This window comes from uncultured Streptococcus sp., assembly GCF_963521255.1.
In the GTDB taxonomy this organism is placed as follows: Bacteria; Bacillota; Bacilli; order Lactobacillales; family Streptococcaceae; genus Streptococcus.
The window spans coordinates 69369-93042 of sequence record NZ_CAUQTU010000003.1 but is presented as its reverse complement, the minus strand read 5'-3'; the positions used below and the strand labels follow the sequence as shown (position 1 = coordinate 93042).

Annotated in this window: 22 protein-coding genes and 1 pseudogene; 10 read left to right on the top strand and 13 right to left on the bottom strand. The window is 40.7% G+C overall.

From position 1 onward, the window contains the following. The first annotated feature begins 60 nt into the window (after positions 1 to 60). The 3 genes from RWP09_RS03455 to RWP09_RS03445 all read left to right on the top strand — a co-directional run bounded on the left by RWP09_RS03455 (position 61) and on the right by RWP09_RS03445 (position 4279). The gene (locus tag RWP09_RS03455) at positions 61 to 753 is read left to right on the top strand and encodes a phosphoglycerate mutase (RefSeq protein WP_000240129.1); all 693 of its coding nucleotides are present in this window, start codon (positions 61 to 63) and stop codon (positions 751 to 753) included. Between the two features lie 114 nt (positions 754 to 867). Next, positions 868 to 1569, top strand: coding sequence for an ABC transporter ATP-binding protein (locus RWP09_RS03450; RefSeq protein WP_314434287.1), 702 nt, complete (start codon positions 868 to 870; stop codon positions 1567 to 1569). A gap of 1 nt (position 1570) precedes the next feature. Continuing rightward, on the top strand, positions 1571 to 4279 hold the full coding sequence (locus RWP09_RS03445; protein WP_314434105.1) for an FtsX-like permease family protein: 2709 nt from the start codon (positions 1571 to 1573) through the stop codon (positions 4277 to 4279). Between the two features lie 95 nt (positions 4280 to 4374). On the opposite strand, the gene tpx is transcribed toward RWP09_RS03445, so the two are convergent. The 4 genes from tpx to RWP09_RS03425 form a co-directional block, all read right to left on the bottom strand. Then, the gene (tpx, locus tag RWP09_RS03440) at positions 4375 to 4866 is read right to left on the bottom strand and encodes a thiol peroxidase (RefSeq protein ID WP_314434103.1); all 492 of its coding nucleotides are present in this window, start codon (positions 4864 to 4866) and stop codon (positions 4375 to 4377) included. Between the two features lie 122 nt (positions 4867 to 4988). Beyond that, the gene (psaA, locus tag RWP09_RS03435; RefSeq protein ID WP_000733069.1) at positions 4989 to 5918 is read right to left on the bottom strand and encodes a metal ABC transporter substrate-binding lipoprotein/adhesin PsaA; all 930 of its coding nucleotides are present in this window, start codon (positions 5916 to 5918) and stop codon (positions 4989 to 4991) included. A gap of 31 nt (positions 5919 to 5949) precedes the next feature. Beyond that, positions 5950 to 6798: a metal ABC transporter permease gene (locus tag RWP09_RS03430; RefSeq protein WP_000559791.1), complete on the bottom strand. Its 849-nt coding sequence runs from the start codon at positions 6796 to 6798 to the stop codon at positions 5950 to 5952. Further along, on the bottom strand, positions 6795 to 7517 hold the full coding sequence (locus tag RWP09_RS03425; RefSeq protein ID WP_000619162.1) for a metal ABC transporter ATP-binding protein: 723 nt from the start codon (positions 7515 to 7517) through the stop codon (positions 6795 to 6797). The genes RWP09_RS03430 and RWP09_RS03425 overlap by 4 nt, the downstream gene beginning before the upstream one ends. 180 nt (positions 7518 to 7697) lie before the next feature. Between RWP09_RS03425 and pepO the strand changes: the two genes are divergently transcribed. The 3 genes from pepO (at position 7698) to RWP09_RS03410 (ending at position 12563) form a co-directional block, all read left to right on the top strand. Continuing rightward, positions 7698 to 9590, top strand: a complete 1893-nt coding sequence (gene pepO, locus RWP09_RS03420) for an endopeptidase PepO (RefSeq protein WP_314434100.1) — start codon at positions 7698 to 7700, stop codon at positions 9588 to 9590. Between the two features lie 182 nt (positions 9591 to 9772). Further along, the gene (locus RWP09_RS03415) at positions 9773 to 10396 is read left to right on the top strand and encodes a recombinase family protein (RefSeq protein ID WP_196313122.1); all 624 of its coding nucleotides are present in this window, start codon (positions 9773 to 9775) and stop codon (positions 10394 to 10396) included. A 427-nt stretch (positions 10397 to 10823) separates the two neighbouring features. After that, complete coding sequence (locus RWP09_RS03410; RefSeq protein WP_314434096.1) at positions 10824 to 12563, top strand: LPXTG cell wall anchor domain-containing protein; 1740 nt, start codon at positions 10824 to 10826, stop codon at positions 12561 to 12563. Between the two features lie 368 nt (positions 12564 to 12931). Here the strand turns inward: RWP09_RS03410 and RWP09_RS03405 are convergent, their stop codons facing one another. Continuing rightward, the gene (locus tag RWP09_RS03405) at positions 12932 to 13561 is read right to left on the bottom strand and encodes an MBL fold metallo-hydrolase (protein ID WP_042900566.1); all 630 of its coding nucleotides are present in this window, start codon (positions 13559 to 13561) and stop codon (positions 12932 to 12934) included. Positions 13562 to 13684: 123 nt separating this feature from the next. Further along, a pseudogene (locus RWP09_RS03400) lies at positions 13685 to 13913 on the bottom strand (hypothetical protein). 379 nt (positions 13914 to 14292) lie between these two features. On the opposite strand from RWP09_RS03400, the gene RWP09_RS03395 reads away from it, so the two are divergent. Together RWP09_RS03395 and dtd are read left to right on the top strand one after the other, a co-directional pair. After that, entirely contained in the window at positions 14293 to 16515 is a 2223-nt protein-coding gene (locus RWP09_RS03395) for a bifunctional (p)ppGpp synthetase/guanosine-3',5'-bis(diphosphate) 3'-pyrophosphohydrolase (protein WP_125411673.1), read from the top strand. 29 nt (positions 16516 to 16544) lie between these two features. Beyond that, the gene (gene dtd, locus RWP09_RS03390) at positions 16545 to 16988 is read left to right on the top strand and encodes a D-aminoacyl-tRNA deacylase (RefSeq protein ID WP_314434091.1); all 444 of its coding nucleotides are present in this window, start codon (positions 16545 to 16547) and stop codon (positions 16986 to 16988) included. 38 nt (positions 16989 to 17026) lie between these two features. Here dtd and RWP09_RS03385 read toward each other — a convergent pair whose 3' ends face one another. From RWP09_RS03385 to RWP09_RS03370, 4 genes are all read right to left on the bottom strand, one after another. Next, complete coding sequence (locus RWP09_RS03385; RefSeq protein ID WP_314434089.1) at positions 17027 to 17440, bottom strand: hypothetical protein; 414 nt, start codon at positions 17438 to 17440, stop codon at positions 17027 to 17029. An 18-nt stretch (positions 17441 to 17458) separates the two neighbouring features. Further along, positions 17459 to 17872 carry a hypothetical protein gene (locus RWP09_RS03380; RefSeq protein WP_314434087.1) on the bottom strand — a complete coding sequence of 138 codons (414 nt, stop codon included), beginning with the start codon at positions 17870 to 17872 and terminating at the stop codon, positions 17459 to 17461. Between the two features lie 119 nt (positions 17873 to 17991). Beyond that, positions 17992 to 18702: a nicotinamide mononucleotide transporter gene (locus RWP09_RS03375; protein WP_314434085.1), complete on the bottom strand. Its 711-nt coding sequence runs from the start codon at positions 18700 to 18702 to the stop codon at positions 17992 to 17994. Between the two features lie 114 nt (positions 18703 to 18816). Continuing rightward, entirely contained in the window at positions 18817 to 19467 is a 651-nt protein-coding gene (locus RWP09_RS03370) for a metal-dependent transcriptional regulator (RefSeq protein WP_314434083.1), read from the bottom strand. 111 nt (positions 19468 to 19578) lie between these two features. Here RWP09_RS03370 and RWP09_RS03365 point away from each other — a divergent pair, with 111 nt between their 5' ends. Beyond that, positions 19579 to 20421, top strand: coding sequence for a metallophosphoesterase family protein (locus RWP09_RS03365; RefSeq protein WP_314434081.1), 843 nt, complete (start codon positions 19579 to 19581; stop codon positions 20419 to 20421). A 75-nt stretch (positions 20422 to 20496) separates the two neighbouring features. Next, positions 20497 to 20934, top strand: coding sequence for an Rrf2 family transcriptional regulator (locus tag RWP09_RS03360; RefSeq protein WP_314434079.1), 438 nt, complete (start codon positions 20497 to 20499; stop codon positions 20932 to 20934). An 84-nt stretch (positions 20935 to 21018) separates the two neighbouring features. Here the strand turns inward: RWP09_RS03360 and RWP09_RS03355 are convergent, their stop codons facing one another. The 3 genes from RWP09_RS03355 to RWP09_RS03345 form a co-directional block, all read right to left on the bottom strand. Then, positions 21019 to 22092, bottom strand: a complete 1074-nt coding sequence (locus RWP09_RS03355) for a DUF2974 domain-containing protein (RefSeq protein WP_314434077.1) — start codon at positions 22090 to 22092, stop codon at positions 21019 to 21021. A gap of 123 nt (positions 22093 to 22215) precedes the next feature. Next, the gene (locus RWP09_RS03350) at positions 22216 to 22992 is read right to left on the bottom strand and encodes a ferredoxin reductase (RefSeq protein WP_314434075.1); all 777 of its coding nucleotides are present in this window, start codon (positions 22990 to 22992) and stop codon (positions 22216 to 22218) included. 88 nt (positions 22993 to 23080) lie between these two features. Beyond that, positions 23081 to 23650: a TetR/AcrR family transcriptional regulator gene (locus RWP09_RS03345; protein ID WP_314434285.1), complete on the bottom strand. Its 570-nt coding sequence runs from the start codon at positions 23648 to 23650 to the stop codon at positions 23081 to 23083. Positions 23651 to 23674: the final 24 nt, after the last annotated feature.

Sequence of the window (23674 nt, the reverse complement as noted above, 5' to 3'; positions counted from 1 at the left end):
TGTAAAATAGAATAGATAAACGAGGGGAAACCTCGGAAAATTTAAAGGAGAATCCATCTAATGGTAAAATTGGTTTTTGCTCGCCACGGTGAGTCTGAATGGAACAAAGCTAACCTTTTCACTGGTTGGGCTGATGTTGATTTGTCTGAAAAAGGTACACAACAAGCGATTGACGCTGGTAAATTGATCAAAGAAGCTGGTATCGAATTTGACCAAGCTTACACTTCAGTATTGAAACGTGCGATCAAAACAACTAACTTAGCTCTTGAAGCTTCTGACCAATTGTGGGTTCCAGTTGAAAAATCATGGCGTTTGAACGAACGTCACTACGGTGGTTTGACTGGTAAAAACAAAGCTGAAGCTGCTGAACAATTTGGTGATGAGCAAGTTCACATCTGGCGTCGTTCATACGATGTATTGCCTCCAAACATGGATCGTGATGATGAGCATTCAGCTCACACTGATCGTCGTTACGCTTCACTTGATGATTCAGTTATTCCAGATGCTGAAAACTTGAAAGTGACTTTGGAACGTGCCCTTCCATTCTGGGAAGATAAAATCGCTCCAGCTCTTAAAGATGGTAAAAACGTATTCGTAGGAGCTCACGGTAACTCAATCCGTGCCCTTGTAAAACACATCAAAGGTTTGTCAGATGACGAAATCATGGACGTGGAAATCCCTAACTTCCCACCATTAGTATTCGAATTCGACGAAAAATTGAACGTAGTTTCTGAATACTACCTTGGAAAATAATTTGTAAAAAGAAAGCCTAGGAATACCTAGGTTTTTCTTTTTATTCTAGTATCCAACTCTTCGAAAAAGCGTTATAATGATATTAAGAAGTAGTTAAAGAAAGTGAGGTTGATGATGGCTTATATTGAGATGAAACACTGTTACAAGCGTTATCAGGTTGGGGACACGGAGGTTGTGGCCAATCGCGATGTGAATTTTGAGATTGAAAAGGGTGAATTGGTTATTATTCTAGGTGCATCAGGTGCAGGCAAGTCAACAGTTCTTAACCTTCTTGGAGGCATGGATATCAATGATGAGGGGGAGATTTGGATTGATGGTGCCAATATTGCAGACTATAGTTCCTACCAGCGCACCAATTACCGCCGTAATGATGTGGGGTTTGTTTTTCAGTTTTACAATCTAGTGTCCAATCTAACTGCTAAGGAAAATGTGGAACTGGCTTCTGAAATCGTGACGGATGCCTTGGATCCTGGGCAGGTCTTGACAGATGTAGGTCTGACTCATCGTCTCAATAATTTCCCAGCCCAGCTTTCTGGAGGGGAGCAACAGCGAGTCTCCATTGCACGCGCGATAGCCAAAAATCCTAAAATCCTCCTTTGTGATGAACCGACTGGAGCCTTGGATTATCAGACGGGCAAGCAGGTTTTGAAAATTCTCCAAGATATGTCTCGTCAAAAGAGAGCGACGGTAATTATCGTGACTCACAATGGAGCTTTGGCGCCCATTGCTGATCGCGTGATTCATATGCACGATGCCAGTGTCAAGGATGTGGTGATGAACCAGCATCCTCAAGATATTGATACATTGGAGTACTAGCATGATCAAGCGAAAAACCTATTGGAAGGACTTGATTCAGTCTTTCACAGGCTCCAAGGGGCGTTTTTTATCTATCCTAACCTTGATGATGTTAGGGTCTCTAGCCTTAGTAGGCCTCAAAGTGACTAGCCCCAACATGGAGGCGACAGCTAATGCTTATTTAACAACTGCTCAAACCTTGGATTTGGCAGTTATGTCTAATTATGGTTTGGCTCAAGCAGATCAAGAAGAACTAGAACAGATAGAGGGCGCAGAGGTTGAGTTTGGCTATTTGACAGATGTGACTATGGATAATGGGCAGGATGCCATTCGGCTGTACTCCAAACCAGATCGAATTTCAATCTTTCAGCTAAGAGAGGGACGACTTCCTCAGTCAGACAAGGAAATCGCTTTGGTCAGTCATTTGCAAGGCCAATACAGCATGGGACAGGAGATTATCTTTGAAGAAAAAGAAGAGGGTCATTCCTCTTTAAAAGACCATACCTATACTATTACTGGTTTTGTGGATTCAGCTGAAATCCTCTCCCAGCGAGATATGGGCTACGCAGGAAGTGGAAGTGGGACTCTGACCGCTTACGGGGTGATTTTATCTAGTCAGTTTAATCAGAAAGTCTACAATATAGCTCGTTTGAAATATCAAGATTTAGCAGGTTTAAATGCCTTTTCATCAGATTATGAAGAAAAATCCAAGCAACATCAGGAAGACCTTGAACAAGCTTTGTCAGATAATGGCAAGGCACGTCTGCAAATCTTGAAAAAAGAAGGCCAAGAGTCTCTAGACAAAGGCCAAGAGACCCTTGACAAGTCTGAGACTAATTTGCAGGAAGGCAAGAGTCGTTTAGCTACTGCTCAAGCTCGTATACAGGCTCAAGAAAGTCAACTAGCCTTGCTTCCTCAAGCTCAAAGAGACCAGGCCCGTGCTCAATTTACCCAAGCCAAGCAGGAATTGGGCAAGGAAGAGGACAAACTAAAGCAGGCTGAACAAAATCTAGCCCAAGAAAAGGAAAAACTAGAAAAACATCAGCAAGTTTTGGATGATTTGGCTGAGCCAAGGTATCAGGTCTATAATCGTCAGACCATACCAGGTGGTCAGGGCTATCTCATGTATAGCAATGCTTCATCCAGTATTCGAGCAGTGGGCAATATCTTTCCTGTGGTGCTTTATGCCGTAGCAGCCATGGTGACCTTTACGACCATGACTCGCTTTGTGGATGAAGAGCGAACACATGCTGGGATTTTTAAGGCCTTGGGCTATCGTAGTAAGGATATTATCGCCAAATTTCTCCTCTACGGTCTAGTAGCTGGGACTGTCGGAACAGCTCTAGGTAGTATACTTGGCCATTATTTACTAGCCAGTGTGATTTCAAGCGTCATTACAAAAGGTATGGTGGTGGGAGAAACCCAGATTCAGTTCTATTGGACCTATAGCTTACTGGCTCTTATCTTGAGTTGGTTGGCCAGTGTGTTACCAGCCTATCTGGTGGCTAGGAGGGAACTTCATGATGAAGCAGCCCAGCTTTTACTGCCTAAACCTCCTGTTAAAGGGGCTAAAATCTTACTGGAGCGCATCGGTTTTATCTGGCGCCGTCTCAGTTTTACCCATAAGGTAACAGCTCGCAATATCTTCCGTTATAAGCAGCGGATGTTGATGACGATCTTTGGTGTGGCTGGTTCTGTAGCCCTGCTTTTTGCAGGTTTGGGAATCCAATCCTCTGTAGCAGGAGTTCCGTCTAGACAGTTTCAACAAATCCAACAGTATCAGATGATTGTCTCTGAAAATCCTAGTGCTACCAATCAGGACAAGGCAGAGCTAGAAGAAGTATTGAAAGGGAAGGATATCCAAGCCTACCAGAAAATTTATTCTAAGACGCTAGACAAGGATTTCAAAGGTAAGACTGGTCTTCAAACTATTACTCTTATGATGACAGATAAGGAAGATTTGACACCCTTTATCCATCTTCAACATCATCAGCAGGAACTGACATTAAAAGATGGCGTCGTTATTACAGCTAAACTTGCCCAGCTGGCAGGTGTCAAGGTTGGGCAGACTCTAGAAATTGAAGGTAAGGAACTAAAGGTTGCTGCTATTGCTGAGAATTACGTTGGTCACTTTATTTATATGAGTCAGGCTAGCTATGAGCAAATTTACGGACAACTAGCCCAAGCCAATACTTATCTGGTCTCGCTAAAGGATTCTAGTGCTACTAGTATTGAAAGGCAGGCAGGTTTACTTATGAATCAAGCTGCGGTGTCCAGCGTTGTCCAGAATGCTTCAGCCATTCGGCTCTTTGACTCTGTCGCTAGCTCACTCAATCAGACCATGACTATCTTAGTTATCGTATCGGTTCTATTAGCTATTGTTATCCTTTACAATCTGACCAATATCAACGTATCTGAGAGAATCCGTGAACTATCCACTATCAAGGTTCTCGGTTTTCATAATAATGAAGTCACCCTCTACATTTACCGTGAGACGATTGTGCTGTCCCTTGTGGGAATCGTCCTTGGTCTAGTAGCTGGTTTCTATTTACATCAATTTTTGATTCAAATGATTTCGCCTGCGACTATTCTCTTTTATCCGCAGGTAGGTTGGGAAGTCTATGTAATCCCAGTGGTAGCAGTAAGCACCATTTTAACCTTGCTTGGTTTCCTTGTTAATCGCCATCTGAGAAAGGTTGATATGCTTGAAGCCTTGAAATCTGTAGAGTAATTTAGTTGTTTTTATCAGATCGAACTTGAATTTACTCGTAAACAAAAATCCTCCGTTTCAAAGAGCAGGGAACTCTTTGTAACAGAGGATTTTTTCTATAGGGATTTAGCAGCTGCAATTGCGGCTTCGAAGTTGGGTTCAGAATTGATATTATCCACGTATTCAACGTAGCGAATCGTATTGTCAGTATCAAGGACAAAGACTGCGCGTGCCAATAGGTGCCACTCATTGATTAAGAGGGCGTAATCACGTCCAAAGGATTGGTCGAAATAGTCTGAAAGCATGATGGCATTTTCAATACCTTCAGCACCACACCAACGTTTTTGGGCAAAAGGGAGGTCCATGGAAACAGTCAAGACAACCGTATTATCCAGTCCAGCCAGTTCTTCATTAAAACGACGCGTTTGAGTTGAGCAAATACCAGTATCAATAGAAGGTACAACACTCAATACTTTTTTCTTACCATCGAAATCTGCTAGAGTTTTTTTAGAAAGATCAGTTGCAGTAAGAGAAAAGTCCAGCGCTTTATCTCCAACTTGTAGTTGTTTACCTGTAAAGCTCACAGGATTTCCGAGAAAAGTTACCATAAGATACTCCAATCTTTTTTCTTCTATTTTAGCTGAAACAGACAGAATTTTCCAATGATTTGACTGAAAATGTGGGCAGAGAAAAAACGTCAATTCGGAAAAGAATGACGTTTTTCAGAGTATTATTTTGCCAATCCTTCAGCAATCTTATCAAGGTTGTATTTCATCATGTTGTAGTAGCTGTCGCCTTCTTTACCTTGTTCTGCGATAGAGTCAGTAAAGATTTGTGCGTAGATTGGGATGTTTGTGTCTTGTGAAACAGTCTTCATTGGACGGTCATCCACACTAGATTCTACAAAGAGTGAAGGAACTTTTGTTTGGCGAAGTTTTTCAACCAAGGTCTTGATTTGTTCAGGTGTTCCTTCTTCTTCAGTGTTGATTTCCCAGATGTAAGCACTTGGGACACCATAGGCTTTAGAGAAGTATTTGAATGCTCCTTCGCTGGTTACAATGAGTTTCTTTTCAGCAGGGATGTTATTAAATTTATCCTTACTTTCTTTATCAAGTTTGTCTAACTTATCAGTATATTCTTTGAGATTTTTTTCATAGAATTCCTTGTTGTTAGGATCTTTAGCGCTCAATTGTTTGGCGATATTTTTAGCAAAGATAATTCCATTTTCAAGGTTAAGCCAAGCGTGTGGGTCTTCTTTACCTTTTTCATTTTTTCCTTCAAGGTAGATAACATCAACGCCTTCGCTGACTGCAAAGTAGTCTTTGTTTTCAGTTTTCTTAGCATTTTCTACCAATTTGCTAAACCAAGCATTGCCACCTGTTTCAAGGTTGATACCGTTATAGAAAATGAGGTCAGCCTCAGAAGTTTTCTTAACATCTTCAGGGAGTGGTTCGTATTCGTGTGGGTCTTGTCCAATCGGAACGATACTGTGAAGATCAATCTTGTCACCAGCAATATTTTTAGTAATATCAGCGATGATTGAGTTTGTAGCAACAACTTTTAGTTTTTGACCAGAAGCTGCATCTTTTTTTCCGCTAGCACATGCTACAAGAGCAATAACGGAAAGAAAGAGAACGAGTAATGTACCTAATTTTTTCATTAGATCCTCCAATTTATTGGGGTTTTGCCCCTTATTTTAACAAATGTTTATTTTTCAGTTTCAAATATCGTTGTTTAGGAGAGATAAAGAAACTGATTAAGAAGAAGCTAGCAGCTGTAAGTACGATGCTAGAACCAGCTGCTAAGTTTAAACTATAGCCAATAAAGAGTCCCAAAACTGAAGCTGTAGCTCCAAAGGTTGAGGAAAGGAAAATCATACTTTTCAGGCTATTAGCATACAGATAAGCAGTTGCAGCTGGGGTAATCAGCATGGCTACAATCAGGATAGTTCCAACACTTTGCATGGCTGTCACAGACACGAGAGTCAGGAGTATCATGAGGAGGTAGTGATAGAAATTGACAGGCATTCCCATGGCTTTAGCCAGAAGTTCATCAAAGGAAGTTATCAAGAGTTGCTTGAAGAAAATCCAGATTAACAAGAGAATGACCGCCCCTACGCCCATAGTGATAAACATATCCGTATCTTGGACGGCTAGAATATTACCAAAAAGGATATGGAAAAGGTCAGTTGAACTTTTAGCGACACTAATCAAGATGATACCGAGGGCTAAGAAAGAAGAAAAGGTAATGCCGATGGCGGTATCGCTTTTGATAATCGAGTTCCCCTTGATGTAGGTAATGATGATAGCAGCTAGCAATCCAAAGACAATGGCTCCGATAAAGAAGTCAACGCCTAAGATGAAGGAGAGGGCTACACCTGGTAAGACAGCATGTGAAATAGCATCTCCCATGAGTGACATCCCACGTAGAATGATGAAACATCCCACAGCTCCAGCTACGACCCCGACGACAATAGCTGTTATCAAGGCATTTTGTAGGAAATGGAATTTTTGCAATCCATCGATAAATTCTGCAATCATAGGTCACCTCCATTGAAAAAGAGTCGATTACCGTAAGCTTCTTTGAGATTGGCTTCGGTAAAGGTTTCTTTGGTTGGACCAAAGGCAATCACTTCTCGATTGACAAGTAAGACTTGATCGAAGTAGTGGGAAACCTTGCTGAGGTCGTGGTGAACGATGAGAACCGTCTTACCAGCTTTTTTCAAATCTCTCAGCGTATTCATGATGATTTCCTCACTGACAGAGTCAATCCCAACAAAGGGTTCATCCAAGAGGATATAATCGGCTTCCTGCACCAAACATCTGGCAATCAAGACCCGCTGGAATTGACCTCCAGACAGTTGACTGATTTGACGTTCAGCGTAGTCAGCTAGACCGACGATTTCAAGGGCTTCCTCTACTTTTTTCCAATGTTTAGCATTTAAACTGCGAAAGAGAGGAATAGAGGGAAATAGTCCTAGCGAGACACATTCCTTGACCTTGATGGGAAAGTTGTAGTCGATATTGATTTTTTGTTCGACATAGGCAATTCGGTGTAAGGATTTTTTAACTTCCTTGTCATCGAGAAATGCCTGACCTTGATGTGGGATAATTCCCAGCATACCTTTTAATAATGTTGATTTTCCAGCACCGTTTGGACCAATGATTCCAGTAATTGTTGGTCCTTGGAGCACTAGTGAAATATCCTTAAGTGCCAACGTTTCTTTATAGGAGACACTGAGGTTTTCGATACGTATCATAAACTTATATTCCTCCTGACTCTTAATATACCTTAAAAAAAAAATTAAGTCAAGTTAATTTTTCAAAAAATTAAAATATTAACAGTAAAATATTTAAGTTTCTTTAATCTTGTATTTTAATTGCATTCCCAGGTAATTTTTGTTAAGCTAAAAACAAGTACAAATGAAAGCGAGAACAAGATGACACGTTATCAAGATGATTTTTATGATGCAATCAATGGAGAATGGCAGAAGACTGCTGAAATCCCAGCAGATAAGTCTCAAACGGGAGGTTTTGTTGATTTAGACCAGGAAATTGAAGACCTGATGCTGGCGACAACAGACAAGTGGTTGGCAGGTCAAGAGGTGCCTGAGGATGCTATCTTGGCAAACTTTGTCAAATACCACCGCCTAGTTCGTGATTTTGACAAGAGAGAAGCTGACGGTATCAAACCTGTCTTACCGCTTCTTAAAGAATTCCAAGAATTGGAGACTTTTGAGGATTTTACAGCTAGACTAGCAGAGTTTGAGCTTGCAGGAAAACCTAATTTCCTTCCTTTGGGTGTATCACCAGACTTTATGGATGCCAGAATCAATGTTCTATGGGCTAGCGCTCCAAGCACGATCTTGCCAGATACGACCTACTATGCAGAAGACCATCCTCAGCGCGAAGAGCTCCTGACTCTTTGGAAAGAAAGCAGCGCAAATCTCCTCAAGGCTTATGATTTCTCTGATGAAGAAATTGAAGACTTACTAGAGAAAAGACTAGAATTGGACCGCCGAATTGCGGCAGTGGTGCTCTCTAATGAAGAAAGTTCAGAGTATGCTAAACTTTACCATCCATATGCTTATGAAGCTTTCAAGAAATTTGCGCCTGCCCTACCTTTGGATGACTTTTTCCAAGCCGTTCTTGGACAAGTACCAGACAAGGTTATCGTAGACGAAGAACGTTTCTGGCAAGCAGCAGACCAATTTTATAGTGAAGAGGCCTGGCCTCTCCTCAAGGCAACCTTGATTTTGAGTGTTGTCAATCTCTCAACCAGCTATTTAACAGAAGAAATCCGTGTCTTGTCTGGTGCCTATAGCCGTGCGCTTTCAGGTGTTCCAGAAGCCAAAGACAAGGTCAAGGCAGCCTACCAGCTAGCACAAGGTCCTTTCAAACAAGCTTTGGGTCTCTGGTATGCCCATGAAAAATTCTCTCCAGAGGCCAAGGCGGATGTGGAGAAAAAAGTGGCAACTATGATTGATGTCTATAAGGAACGCTTGGCTAAAAATGACTGGTTGACTCCTGAAACTCGTGACAAGGCCATCGTCAAACTCAATGTCATCAAGCCTTATATCGGTTACCCAGAAGAATTGCCAGAACGCTACAAGGACAAGGTAGTGGATGAGACTGCTAGTCTTTTTGACAATGCTCTAGCCTTTGCGCGTGTGGAAATCAAGCACAGTTGGAGCAAGTGGAACCAGCCTGTAGACTATAAGGAATGGGGCATGCCTGCTCATATGGTCAATGCCTACTACAATCCACAGAAGAACTTGATTGTCTTTCCAGCAGCTATTTTACAGGCGCCTTTCTATGACTTGCACCAGTCATCTTCTGCTAACTATGGTGGGATTGGGGCAGTGATTGCCCATGAAATTTCCCACGCTTTTGATACCAACGGAGCTTCCTTTGATGAAAATGGTAGCCTCAAGGACTGGTGGACAGAGAGTGACTATACTGCCTTTAAGGAGAAAACACAAAAAGTTATTGACCAATTTGATGGACAAGATTCTTATGGAGCAACCATCAACGGTAAATTGACTGTATCAGAAAACGTTGCGGACTTGGGAGGAATCGCTGCAGCTCTTGAAGCAGCCAAGCGAGAACCTGACTTCTCAGCAGAAGAATTTTTCTACAATTTCGGTCGCATCTGGCGCATGAAAGGTCGACCAGAATTTATGAAACTTTTGGCTAGCGTCGATGTGCACGCACCAGCCAAACTCCGTGTCAATGTGCAAGTACCAAACTTCGATGATTTCTTTACAACCTATGATGTCAAAGAAGGCGACGGTATGTGGCGTTCACCAGAAGAGCGCGTGATTATTTGGTAATGTAAAGAGACAAGTAAAACTCCTATAATTATACCTTCCCTATCTATTTACACCCTAAAAAGTTAGATAGAATAATCTAGCTTTTTGGGTGTAGTTCATAGGGATTATGAAATTGAAGTCTTTTCTTATTTTAAAATTCATAGTAAAATATCCCTCTGTATCAAGTTAACAGGAGGATTTTTATGTCTCAAAAGACTATCAACATAGGCTACGCCCGTGTATCTACTCATAAGCAAGACCTAGGATTGAAAGTGCAAATCGAAGCTCTTAAACATTGTGATAAACTTTTTATAGAAAAGGAATCTGGTGCAAATAACACTCGTCCTGAACTTACAAAAGCCTTAAAACTGGCCTCTGACTTTTCGAAAGATGGCAAGCAGGTTACTTTCACTATCTATAAGTTAGATAGACTGACTCGATCTATGTTTAAGCTACTAGAACTTATTGAACTATTTAATGAATCTAATATTCACCTAGTCAGTTTGCATGAAAAACTAGAGACAGGTTCTCTTATTGGCAGGTTACTTTGCATCATTTTAGGCTTTGTGGCAGAAAATGAGCTGGAAAATCTGAGGTTTCGCACAAAAGAGGGACTTCGAAAAGCTAAGGAAAATGGTGTTAGATTAGGAGCAAAACGGATTTCAAAAGAAAAGGAGGAGCGCATACTTAACAAATATCTACATTCAAATATAAGCATACGTAATATTGCAAAAGCTGAACAAATTTCTACATCAACCCTATATAAAGTGTTAGAACGTAATAAAGTGGCGAACAATCGTCAAAAAAAAACGGAAAATCATTGCTAAAAACAGGGAAAAATGGTAGAATGAAGTCGTAAATTTGTTTCGATTAACGACCGTTTGATAAAACAGTCAAAACAACAATATGAATATTTAAAAAATGCGAGTTTAACAGTGTTTTTAACCTGTATTAGACTGGTATTTTTTGTGTATCGTTTAACGGTCGTTACGCGATACAGTTAGTTCCCTATCTCTAAAGTAGTTAGCTAGCTTTTGGTAACAAAAAATTTAAAAATCATTAAGATGTGTAATAGTGTGATAGACGTATTGTTCAGTTAATGGATGAAGGTTCATTTAAGGCTTCTATCAAGAACATTAAATGTTTAGATAATGAGTTGGCTCAAAATTTTGCTTTTGTGCTCTTGAAAGGAAGTTGATTTTGTCATTTTATAAGCCTAAAAAGGCAATTATATATTCCTGAGGAGGAAAAATTATGAATAAACTCACTAAACTAGGTATTGTTACCTTCTCTGCTGTCACTCTTAGTGCTGCAGTGCCAACTTTGGTGCATGCCGAGGAAAACGTTGCACCGCAACCAAATGTTGCTGTTAAACTTAATACTGCTCAACCAATACCTGCGCCAAAACCAGCAGAAAACTCTCAACCAGAGGTTAAACCTACAGAGCAACAACAGCCTACTCAGCCAGTAAAACCAGCTGAGAACAAGCCGGTTGAAAATAAACCTGCTGAAACACCTGTTCCAACTCCAAAACCAGCAGAAAACCCTCAACCAGAGGTTAAACCTGCAGAGCAACCGCAGGAAAATAACAGAAAACCAGTGAGAAGATGGCCTCTACGTGACGGAAGCGTTCATGAACACCCTGTTGTTACCTACGCAGATATTGTAGCACCACTTCCTATCAGTGATATGAAGGAAACTCCTATCAATGGAATATGGACTGCTGAAAAAGATTTTGTCAATAACAAACCAAGATTAACTTTTTTTTGGGGCAGTGGGAATAGGTATTTCGAAGAAAATGGGAGGGAATTTTCTCGTGAAGAATTGATGAAAAGCACTATGTATATGTATCCGATTCGAGTGAAAATTCCAGAATTGGAAGGTAGAAACTATGAAGCGTATACAATTTATACAGGTATATCGGATAAAAAAACAGGACATGTTGAACTAAACAAAAACACTAACATCACAGGTCAAGGTTACATGGTTTTCCGCACTAAAAAAGAAGACAATGACGTGGAAGTCTATCAATTTTCGAAAAATAGGCAGTTAACACCACTTTATCACCGTTATCAGCTAAATGAGAGAGGAAGAAGCGTGGGAGAGTTTGGTCTATACGCAGAAGTTTATCAAACTTACGTTTTCTTATTTAAGAACCCTGCTGAAAAACCAGCTGAGCAAGTAAAACCTGAAGTTAAGCCAAGTGAACAGCCTAAGCCAGACAAGCAACCAAGTGTTCCTACTATTCCAGCTGATCAACCACAGCCTACTAAGCCAGAGAAACCAGCAGAGAAGCCAAGTGAAAATCCTGTAAATCCAGTTACACCAGTTGCTCCAGTAACACCGACAACCCCCGTAACTCCTACGCTTAATCCAGACATCCCAAACAATACTCGTGTTCTTTCGAGCGAAGCTGGAAGCGTTCAAGTATATGGTTCAGAAGCAACACTCAAAAATGTCAGATATATCAGGGTAGAAGAAACCAAGTCGACTTCACTTGAATCAAAAAAATACAAGGCCTTTGACATTCATCTGTATGACGCGAGAGGCAAGGCTATTCAGCCAAACGGCTGGGTTACGGTTAGCGTGTTGGCAAACCAGCCAGTGGAAAATGTTTACTACGTGAATCAAAACGGCATCTTGTTTGCGCTTGATTTCAAACAAAATGCCGATAAGGTGACTTTTGAAACCAATCACTTTAGTATCTATGCTATGACTTTTAAAGTTGCCGCAAGCCGTGATAACGGAGGTAGTACAACTCCTGTTCCAGTTGTAAATAGTAGTAATACTCTAACAACCACAGAACAAAAAGGAAATGACGCAAGTAGTACAAAAGCTCAAGCTGAGCCGTTAGCAACTAAGACTGAAACTATTTCGAAACAAGTAGCTAAGACTTTGCCAAATACTGGAGAAAATAACTCAATTCTCGCTACTCTATTTGGAATGTTAACTCTAACTGCTGGATTATTTAGCTTTCGTAAGGAGTCAGAATAACCCCAATTCATAGTTTATCTATCAATTATTTTAGATTGTGAAAAACTCAATTTGAGGAGATAATTTAGAAAATCTTTTCATGATAAAACGCATAATATCAAATTTTCATACACTTGATATTATGCGTTTTTTTATAATTCTAATACTCTTCGAAAATCTCTTCAAACCACGTCAGCTTCGCCTTGCCGTAGATATGGTTAATGACTTCGTCAGTTCTATCCACAACCTCAAAACAGTGTTTTGAGCTGACCACGTCAGTTTTATCTGCAACCTCAAAGCTGTGCTTTGAGCAACCTGCGGCTAGCTTCCTAGTTTGCTCTTTGATTTTCATTAAGTATTAAATTACGATATCTATTGTCATCATCTTTCTAGAAAAAAGGATTGAAAGTTTTTTCGTGAGCGATGGTTGTAGCTGGACCATGTCCTGGATAGACATCGTAGTTTGGTAGGGTGAAGAGTTGGGTCTGGATACTGTGAAGAAGTTGCTCCATACTACCAGTCGGAAGATCGGTTCGTCCGATGGTTTCACGGAAAAGAGCATCTCCTGTCAAGACTAGGTGAGCATCAGGAAAGACGATAGAAACGCCGCCGATAGAGTGACCTGGTGTTGGCAAGACGGTGAAACGAAATTCCTCCAGTTGATATTCCTTATGAAAGACAAAGGTATGTTCAGCAGGTTCTGCGACCACATCTGCCATATCATCATGACGAGGGAGACCAGAGAGGTTATCGACAGGAGTATAGAGCCAGCTAGCTTCGCTCTCTGCGATATAGACAGGAGGATTGCCAAAAGTTTCGCGAACCAAGTCCAGACTCATGATATGGTCATAATGGGCATGGGTCAAGAGGATAGCGCAGATCGGTTTATTGATCTTCTCGATTGTCTGACGAATGGCTTCCCAATGGCTACCAGGATCAACAACGATAAGGTGCTTTTCTCCTTCTAGGTAATAGGTGTTTTCATAGGCAACAGGATTCACAGTTTTATGGATTTTCATATTATCTCCAATCTCAAAGAATGTACTAAATTAAGTATAGCACAGTTGGGAAAAATAGGTAAGAATTTAGAATGAACTTAAAAACCAGCATGACTAGATGAAGACAGGCTGGTTATCAATTTATCAATATTGGAGAGGTGTCAATTGCCCTTCATAGGTTGCATAAACTCCGTCATTAGCTTGTTTGATAGATGTGATGTTTAGAGTGCCACCGTAGTTGGCTTCTCGTTTGTCGCTATATTCACTATAACTTATCCTATTGGGCAGGTTTTGGTCGTTAGCATAGTATTGAACGACTGTTTTTTTTATAGCCTTGCTGGCTGAATAGGAACAGGCAGCTAGCTCCTAACACTAGGAGAGCAAAGATAGAAATAGCAGTTTTTTTCATAGGTGTTCTCCTTATAAACTAAAGGATAAAAGAAAGTATCTTGAGGATTTTAATTTCAAAATCCAGTCAAGGTACCAGTGTATGTGACACGAGTTCCACCGTTTATCTTTCGTATATTCAATGGAATTGGGGAAGTCAGAAAGTCTTTCGGTTACAATATGGTTTCCGTTTTTCTATCTCTCCTTCTATCACCTAAGTTTTAAATCTAACTTCGTAATATATTATAGATCAATAATTCAGAATTATCAAGCAATTCTGAATTATTTTTTTCTTATTCTGTTCCAATCTAGTTTTCATATTCTTAAAAAAGTGATAAAATGGTAGGAAGAATTGGAGAGTAGAGATGCCAAAAGAAGTGAATTTGACGGGCGATGAAGTTGTCGCTTTAACGCAAAAATATTTATCAAAAGAAGATGTTGCTTTTGTCCACAAGGCCTTAGTCTATGCTGTTGAATGCCACAGTGGCCAGTATCGGAAATCTGGCGAACCTTACATTATTCACCCTATCCAAGTGGCAGGGATTTTAGCCAAACTTAAGCTAGATGCCGTAACAGTTGCCTGTGGTTTCTTGCATGATGTGGTAGAAGATACAGATGCGACCTTGGATGATTTGGAGAGAGAGTTTGGCCCTGATGTGCGGGTAATCGTCGATGGGGTTACCAAACTTGGTAAGGTCGAGTACAAATCGATCGAGGAGCAATTGGCGGAAAATCATCGCAAGATGCTCATGGCCATGTCTGAGGACATCCGTGTTATCTTGGTCAAACTGTCTGATCGCTTGCACAATATGCGGACCCTGAAACACCTTCGAAAAGACAAGCAGGAGCGCATTTCCAAAGAAACCATGGAAATCTATGCTCCACTTGCCCATCGTTTGGGGATTTCCAGTGTCAAATGGGAGTTGGAAGACCTATCTTTCCGTTATCTAAATCCAACGGAGTTTTACAAGATTACCCATATGATGAAGGAAAAGCGCAGAGAGCGTGAAGCCTTGGTGGATGAGGTGGTCACAAAATTAGAAAACTATACGACGGATCGTCACTTGAAAGGGAAGATTTACGGTCGTCCCAAACATATTTACTCGATTTTCCGCAAAATGCAGGACAAGAGAAAACGGTTTGAGGAGATCTATGACCTGATTGCCATTCGTTGTATTTTGGATACCCAAAGTGATGTTTATGCCATGCTTGGTTATGTGCATGAGCTTTGGAAGCCAATGCCTGGTCGTTTCAAAGACTATATCGCTAACCGCAAGGCCAATGGTTACCAGTCTATCCATACGACTGTTTATGGGCCAAAAGGGCCTATTGAGTTCCAGATTCGAACTAAAGCCATGCACGAGGTTGCTGAGTACGGGGTTGCGGCTCACTGGGCTTATAAGAAAGGTATTAAGGGGCAGGTTAACAGCAAGGAATCTGCTATTGGGATGAACTGGATTAAGGAGATGATGGAGCTCCAAGACCAGGCCGATGATGCTAAGGAATTTGTGGACTCTGTCAAGGAAAACTATCTGGCAGAGGAAATTTACGTCTTTACTCCAGATGGTGCTGTCCGTTCTCTTCCAAAAGATTCAGGACCGATTGACTTTGCCTACGAAATCCATACAAAAGTCGGGGAAAAAGCGACTGGTGCCAAGGTCAATGGTCGTATGGTTCCACTGACAACCAAGCTCAAGACAGGGGATCAGGTTGAAATTGTCACCAACCCCAACTCCTTTGGACCGAGCCGTGATTGGCTCAACATGGTCAAGACTAGCAAGGCGCGCAATAAGATTCGTCAGTTCTTTAAAAACCAAGATAAGGAATTGTCTGTCAACAAGGGTCGTGAAATGCTGATGGCTCAGTTCCAAGAAAACGGCTATGTGGCCAATAAATTTATGGACAAGCGCCACATGGACCAAGTTCTACAAAAGACTAGCTATAAAACAGAAGAATCCCTCTTTGCGGCTATTGGTTTTGGAGAAATCGGTGCGATTACTGTCTTTAACCGTCTGACTGAAAAGGAACGCCGTGAGGAAGAACGTGCCAAGGCCAAGGCTGAAGCAGAAGAACTTGTTAAAGGTGGCGAGGTCAAGGTTGAAAATAAAGAAACCCTCAAGGTTAAGCATGAAGGTGGAGTGGTCATTGAAGGTGCCTCAGGCCTCCTAGTGCGGATTGCTAAGTGTTGTAATCCTGTGCCTGGTGATGACATTGTTGGCTATATTACTAAGGGTCGTGGTGTGGCTATTCACCGTGTGGACTGTATGAACCTGCGCGCACAAGAAAACTACGAGCAACGTCTCCTTGATGTGGAGTGGGAAGACCAGTACTCTAGCTCAAATAAGGAGTATATGGCCCATATCGATATTTACGGCCTCAACCGTACAGGACTGTTGAATGATGTACTGCAAGTTCTCTCAAACACAACCAAGAATATCTCAACAGTCAACGCCCAACCAACCAAGGATATGAAATTTGCTAATATCCATGTCTCCTTCGGCATTGCTAACCTCTCTACGCTGACTACGGTTGTGGACAAGATTAAGAGTGTGCCAGAAGTTTACTCTGTTAAACGGACCAACGGCTAATTGTCCGAGCTTCTACTAGAAAGGCTATTATGAGAATCATTATTCAACGGGTTACAAAAGCCCAAGTGAGTATCGAAGGTCAGGTTCAGGGAAAAATCAATCAGGGACTCTTATTGCTGGTTGGTGTTGGACCAGAGGACCAAGAGGAAGATTTGGACTATGCTGTGAGAAAGCTTGTCAATATGCGGATTTTTTCAGACGCAGAAGGCAAGATGAATTTGTCTGTCAAGGATATTGAAGGAGAAATCCTTTCTATTTCACAGTTTACCCTCTTTGCGGATACCAAGAAAGGCAATCGTCCAACCTTTACAGGTGCAGCCAAGCCTGATATGGCATCAGATTTTTATGACGCTTTCAATCAAAAACTAGCGCAAGAAGTGCCCGTTCATACAGGTATCTTTGGAGCGGATATGCAGGTTGAGCTGGTCAATGACGGACCAGTTACCATCATCCTTGATACGAAAAATAGATAAGAAAGACCAAGCCCAGCCGGCTTGGTTTTTCTTATCTATCATAAAATATTCCAAAGCGAAATCTGTTCTTGATAGGCTTGGGGGAAGTCTCTTTTCAAGCTTTGGCAGATGCGATAGGAAGGGATGAGATGTCCTAGGATGAGGAGGGTACCCTGAAGGAAAAGTGGAATATTCCTTAAAAATATCAAAGAGAGAATGATCAGGCTATCCCATAGGAGGATTTGTAAGGCAAAACGCCAGAATTTTGGTCTAATCTGGGAATAGAGTTGACTAAAGTGGTCACAAAGCTGGTTAGAAAGATAGGTCAATAGCACAGGATGAAAGAAAATGAGCCAACCGCTATAAATCAACATCCAGTCCCAAGTAAGTCTCTCTTTAAATGTCAAAAATGCCAGCATAATTCCATCAATGACAAGGAGCTCAATGGTCTTGGTGTAGATGATTTTTTTCATGCTAAGACCTCCTTTTCCTTAGAGACATTCCCACAAAGAGATATGTTTGTTGTAAAAGTCTAGATAGTTTTCTCTTAGGTAGTCCGCCGTCCTATAATATAAAGTAGAATGACAAGCAGTGATGATTGGCATAAGAGAGAGAAAACGCTGAGAACTAACGAAGGTTAAAAGGACAAAAAATAGAAAATCAATGGAGAGAACCCCTAAATAGTAGAAGCGAATCTTTTTATTGATTTGAGGATAAATCTCAGCGAATTGATTTTTTAGTTGGAAGACCAAGCGAAATAGTAGGAGTCCCTGAGCAAGGAGGAAAATAAAACCAGAGAGCAAGAGCCAGTCGAAAGCTGTCTCGGGTCTAGTGGTAAAAAATGCAAATAGTAGCAAATCGATGACTGCAATTGCTGTAAAATGGATTCTAAAGAGTTTTTTCATAAGATGACCTCCCTCTTTTATCTATCTTCATTCTACTCCAAAAGAATGGGAGTTACAAGAAAAATGATAAAAAATTTTAGTAAGGAGATTCTGTTAGATTTCTTTATTTGATTTCCCTCTTATTGTTCCACCTCTTCATCATTCCAGACAAATAAAGCTCCGATTGCATTGAGGATATAAAAGATGTATTTACCGATATTGGCAAAATTTCCTTGAATACCAGCCTTTGTCAGCTGAACGAAATTGTAAATCAACCAAAAGCCCCACTGAGTTGTTAGTTTCAATGCATTCAAAGCATTGGCAATGAGGGACAGTGCAAAGGCAATAGTTGTTACGTAAGCAAGGAGATTCATCTTTCCTCCATAGCCGATATAGTTTGTCACAAAGGCAAAGAGGAAGGCGATGATGGAAATGATGATGGCCGCCAATTTTAGCTGTTTTTGGCTCATTTGGTTGGGTCTGCCTTCTTGCGAAGCTTCCCATTTCTTTATGGCCAAGGTATAAATGAGGAAGGTGACAGGATAGGTAATAATGGCCGCCTTATTTCCAAGGATATAATCAATAGTACCAGACAAAATCGTATTGATAATGCCAAAGTAATTTCCCCATTTGCTTAATTTTCCGGTGAAACGAGTGGACAACATGGAAATCCCAACATTGGTTACGGAAATCAATCCAAAAGGAACAAGAGCAGTCCAGGGGCCCCAATCTACGAATTTATCGAGACGTGAGTTGAGGTAACCAGATGCAATCGCAATCCCAACGACCAAAGCAACCCCGAAGAGGTCAAACCATTTGGATGTCGCAAAAATTTTTAGTGATTTTTTCATATGTTAAAATATCTTTCTTTTTTTACAAATATTCTACAACTAAATGAAAGTAAAATCAAATGATAGAAATAAAACCCTGAAAATAAAACTTTCAGGGTTGGGGTACTTGAGAAATTAGTCGATTTTCTCGACGTAGAGTTGTTTGGCAATGTCCATACCTACTTGTAAATCCTCTTCTTTACTGAGGATAGTGAAAGTATTGCTGAAGCCATCAAACTGCTGGACTTGGAGCTGGTCGCCGATGTGAAGTGAGTGCTTATCCAAATAATTGAGAATGTCAAAACTATCATGCACCCGAGTCAGACGGTAGGCGCCAGCTTCCTTGATATCAGCTAGTGGTAGATTATTGATTTCAACCAGGAGTTCTCCCTTGGCTGGAATGGTTCCTCCGTGGGGGCAGGTTTTGGGGAATCCTAGTAGTTTATCCAGTCTTTCCACGAAGAGGTCAGAGACAGTGTGTTCCAAGACTTCAGCTTCCTCGTGAATCTGGTCACTCGTATAGTCTAAATGATGGACTAGAAAAACTTCAATCAAGCGGTGCTTACGATAGAGCTCAGAAACCAATTTTAGGCCTAGGTCAGTCAGTAGATAGCCACATTCCTTGTCCTTTAGGATGAGATTTTCACTTTTCATCCGTTTAATCATTTCAGTTACGGCAGGGGGAGAGACTTGCATACGAGCCGCAATTTCCTTGTTGGTGATTTTATGTAGGTCTGTGCCAATTTCATAAATACATTTTAGATAATCTTCTTTATTCGGGGTCATTCGTTTCCTCTTGTCTAATATCTTTATCTAGTATATCAAAAAAAGCTAGATTTCTCTAGCTGTGACTTTTTATGTTATACTTATTGCAAGAGAAAAAACGAGGAGATGAATATGACAAAAATAGCTCTTCTTTCAGATATTCATGGAAATACTACAGCCTTGGAGGCTGTTTTGGCAGATACTCGGCAGCTAGGAGTGGATGAATACTGGCTTTTGGGAGATATTCTCATGCCAGGGACAGGGCGTAGAAGGATTTTGGACTTGTTGGCTCAACTACCGATTACAGCTAGAGTTTTGGGAAACTGGGAAGATAGTCTGTGGCATGGTGTCCGCAAGGAACTAGATAGTACTCGTACCAGCCAACGCTATCTCTTGCGCCAGTGCCAGTATGTTTTAGAGGAAATTTCCCTAGAAGAAATTGAACTGCTTCACAATCAACCCCTCCAGATTCATCGTCAGTTTGGGGATTTGACGGTGGGAATTAGCCACCATCTTCCTGATAAGAACTGGGGGCGAGAGTTGATTCATACTGGAGCACAGGAGGATTTTGACCGCTTGGTGACCAATCCGCCTTGTGATATTGCTGTTTATGGTCATATTCACCAGCAGTTACTTCGTTACGGGACTGGTGGGCAATTGATTGTCAATCCGGGTTCGATTGGGCAACCTTTCTTTCTAGATGCTCAGTTGCGGAAGGACTTGCGAGCCCAATATATGATTTTAGAATTTGATGACAAGGGCTTGGTAGATATGGACTTCCGACGGGTGGACTACGATGTGGCAGCTGAATTGCAACTGGCTAAAGACCTCAAACTTCCTTATTTTGAGGTTTACTATGAAAGTCTGGTCAATGGTATTCACCATACTCATCATCAGGAATTTCTGAGTGAATTGGCCCAGAAAGAGGGTTATGATAGGGAATTAGATGCTTGGTTGAAAAGTGGTAATGATTGACATTACAACTAAAAAGGGTATAATAATAGAAAAAGAAGAGTAGAGGCAGGGTAGCCTCGTAAAAAGGAGAAGAGGATGCAAATTCCAAGTAGATTTACCATTGCGACTCATATGCTGATAATCATTGCCCTCAAGGGGAAGGAAAGCAAGGTGACCAGTGATTTTTTAGCTGCTAGTGTCGGGGTTAATCCTGTCATTATCAGAAAAACTTTGTCCCAGTTGAAGAAGGCAGAGCTGATTTCAGTAGCGCGTGGAACAGGCGGAACAGAGATTGTCAAGGATCTCAAGGATATTAGTCTTTTAGATGTTTATCAAGCGGTTGAGTGTCTTGGTAAGACAGGTCAACTCTTTAGTTTCCATGACAATCCAAATCCAAATTGCCCAGTTGGAGCTCATATTCATGATGTTTTGGATCAAAAATTGGAGAGAATCCAGCTGGCTATGGAGGCTGAACTTGGTCAGACCAGTTTAGAGCAAGTCGTGGCTGATGCAGAAGAAAGTATGAGAAGTTAAAAAAGCAAGACTTTTTTCTATTCATTAACAACTTCCAAAACAGAAAAAAGCTTATGATTAAGAATATTATCATAAGCTTTTTCTTTATCTATTCTTCCAGGCTTGGTAACGGGTATCAATCAATAATTGGGTAAGGCGTCCCATGGTTTCCCTTTCTTCTGGAGTGAGGGATTGCGCTTGGACGAAGAGATGACGAATGTGTTCGATAGCCTTTAAGGAAGACAAGTCATTGATAGAAGTAATACCAGAATCAAGAATGGTGCCAAAGAAGAGATCGAAGTAGAGCTGGAGTTCCTCATCAGGGACTGTGGCCACCCACTCCTTGAAGGTTGTGTCGACTTGTCGGCTATCACTGTTGGTCTTATCCAGCTGGACGAAGTGCTTGTCCTCAATCTGCCAACTAAAGGTATCGTGCTGGGCGATACCACCCAAGGCAGTACTGTGTACGATGATTTGCTGGTTAGGGATTTCCAGCATCATACCGATAATGGAACCTTGTGGGATAAAGACCTTGGTTCTATCCATTATCCTTTGATATCCCTCGGTTTGGGTCAATTCTTGGTGAAGACCAGGCGCATCAAAGGTATAAACTGCTGTGATTTGATTTTGTAAGTTTTGCTCAATTTGACTAGCAGCATAGATAGCTAGATTTCCTCCCTTGGAATGCCCAGTCAGAATGACCTTTTGCTTAGGATGATGGGCAAAAAAGTTTTTTAAATAGGCGAGGGCGTGCTTTTGAGCAGGAATTTCCTTCATATAGGTCAGGTGGAAATCTTCCTTCCAGCCAATGATACTGTCATCTGTCCCACGAAAGACAATCAGATAGGTATCGAGAGTGAGACGGTGGGTCATAGCCGCAAATTGCTTTTGCAGTTCAGGGTCGATGTCGTTGATAAAATGGGAAAGTTTGCAATTTTTGAAGCGTTTGTGTTGAGCCAATTCATCCAATAACTGGAGGCGATTTTTACTGGTCAACATGTTAGGCTCCCTTGGAACCTGAGGTGTCAGGTCTAAAAGTCGCTGAGGAGCTGTGGAGACCAGATTATCAAAGGAGAGGTAGGTGATTTCTGTTAAGGCTAGAATGTCTAACTCATTCAAAGGAAGGTCGTAAAAGGAATCGTATACGACATCTTTCAGATAGTCAAAAATATTGGCCATAAGAGCTCCTTTCTGTTTATTTATCTTATCACAATCACATAGAATTTACTAGTTGGTTTGTACGAACTCTCTACATACTGACCTATAATGGTATGATTCAGACACATAGAAGACAGTTTGCTTTTATTTCAAACCTCTAAACATACTTGTTTGTATCTGTTTGTCGTCAATCCCATTCTCTTTTAAGAAATTTTTCATCTCATTTATATCATCAGGTTGGCCGGTTAAGAGATAAATAGCTTGGTTACCGTATTTCACAACCGCATTTTTTAAAAATAATTGGCTTTGAGAAAAGGTTTCGCTAGTTTTATAAGTTAGATTCGGATTATTCTTACTAAGCTCTCTTAACTCATTATCAAAAATGTTTACTCCTTTGTCTAAGTGATTAAGAATGATGGAGCGCTTACCAGTCCACTCTTTCATAACTGGACGTAGAGTAGAAATGCCGACATCAGAGGCAAAACAAACCAGTGCTTGGTCATTGTCTTTAACAGATAAAGATGACTCCAGCCAACTCATCTCAATTTTACTACCAGCTGGTAAATGTGTTAAGGTTTCCTTAAACACGCTACCACTATTATGGGTTACAATAAGAATTTCATCCTCATCAGGAGTGGAAGCAAGGGTTAGCCATCGGCTAGCCTGATTCTCCTTTACTGGACTTTTGTCTGGACCAAACGAGCTGTCAGGAAGCTTAAACTGAGCATAGGAGCCAGCTTTCCATATTTGATTTTTTGGTTTTGTGATGTGAACTAAATACAAATCTCCGCTGGGATTTTCAATGGATTTTATCGATAAAGTTTGACTTCGTCCAAGATAGGTAATGATTCCCCAAGATATAAAGCCGAGCACTCCAAGTGTAGTTAGAATAATTATGAACATTTTTTTCCCTCGTTTCATTTTTAACTCCTATAGTGTAGTAATTTTCTATGAATGAATAATATTTTTTTTCATTCAATAATTTCCAAAAAATAAAGAAAAGATTTCTTTATTTCAGTATTCCTTTAATGAAGTTGGTTGCTAGTATTTCTACAGTTTTGCTAATATCTGGAAAATCATTTTCTGTGATATGCATATCCATGTAGTAAAATAGGTTGTAAACTTGTAAAATTTCTTGAATTTTTTCTGGAGAATGGCCTTCAGTCTGCAAACGATGAGTAAAGGTTTTCACGAGAAATTGATGAAATGGATTCGTGACTTTCCCTTCTTCTGAGGAATAGTAGCTATGCAACTCATCTGCTATGGCAGGATTGTACCATTCTGCAAGGATTTTATTGGAAGAAACGAGTGCTCTGGATTGAGCAAAGAGTTGACTAATAAGATCAATCATATCAATTTCCCAATCCAGTTCTTCGATCATAGTTTGGCGAACACGGTTGTTTTCATCAATATAGATATCTAAAAAAATAGCTTCTTTACTTTCGTAATAGTTATAAAAAGATCCGACTGCCATATGAGCTTGTCTAGCAATTTCTGAAATTCCTGTCGCCTTGTATCCTTTTTTTGAAAAAACTTCATAAGCTGCGGATTTCAAAGCCTGTTTTTTGTCCAAATTGATTCACCTCTTTTCTGAATGAATATT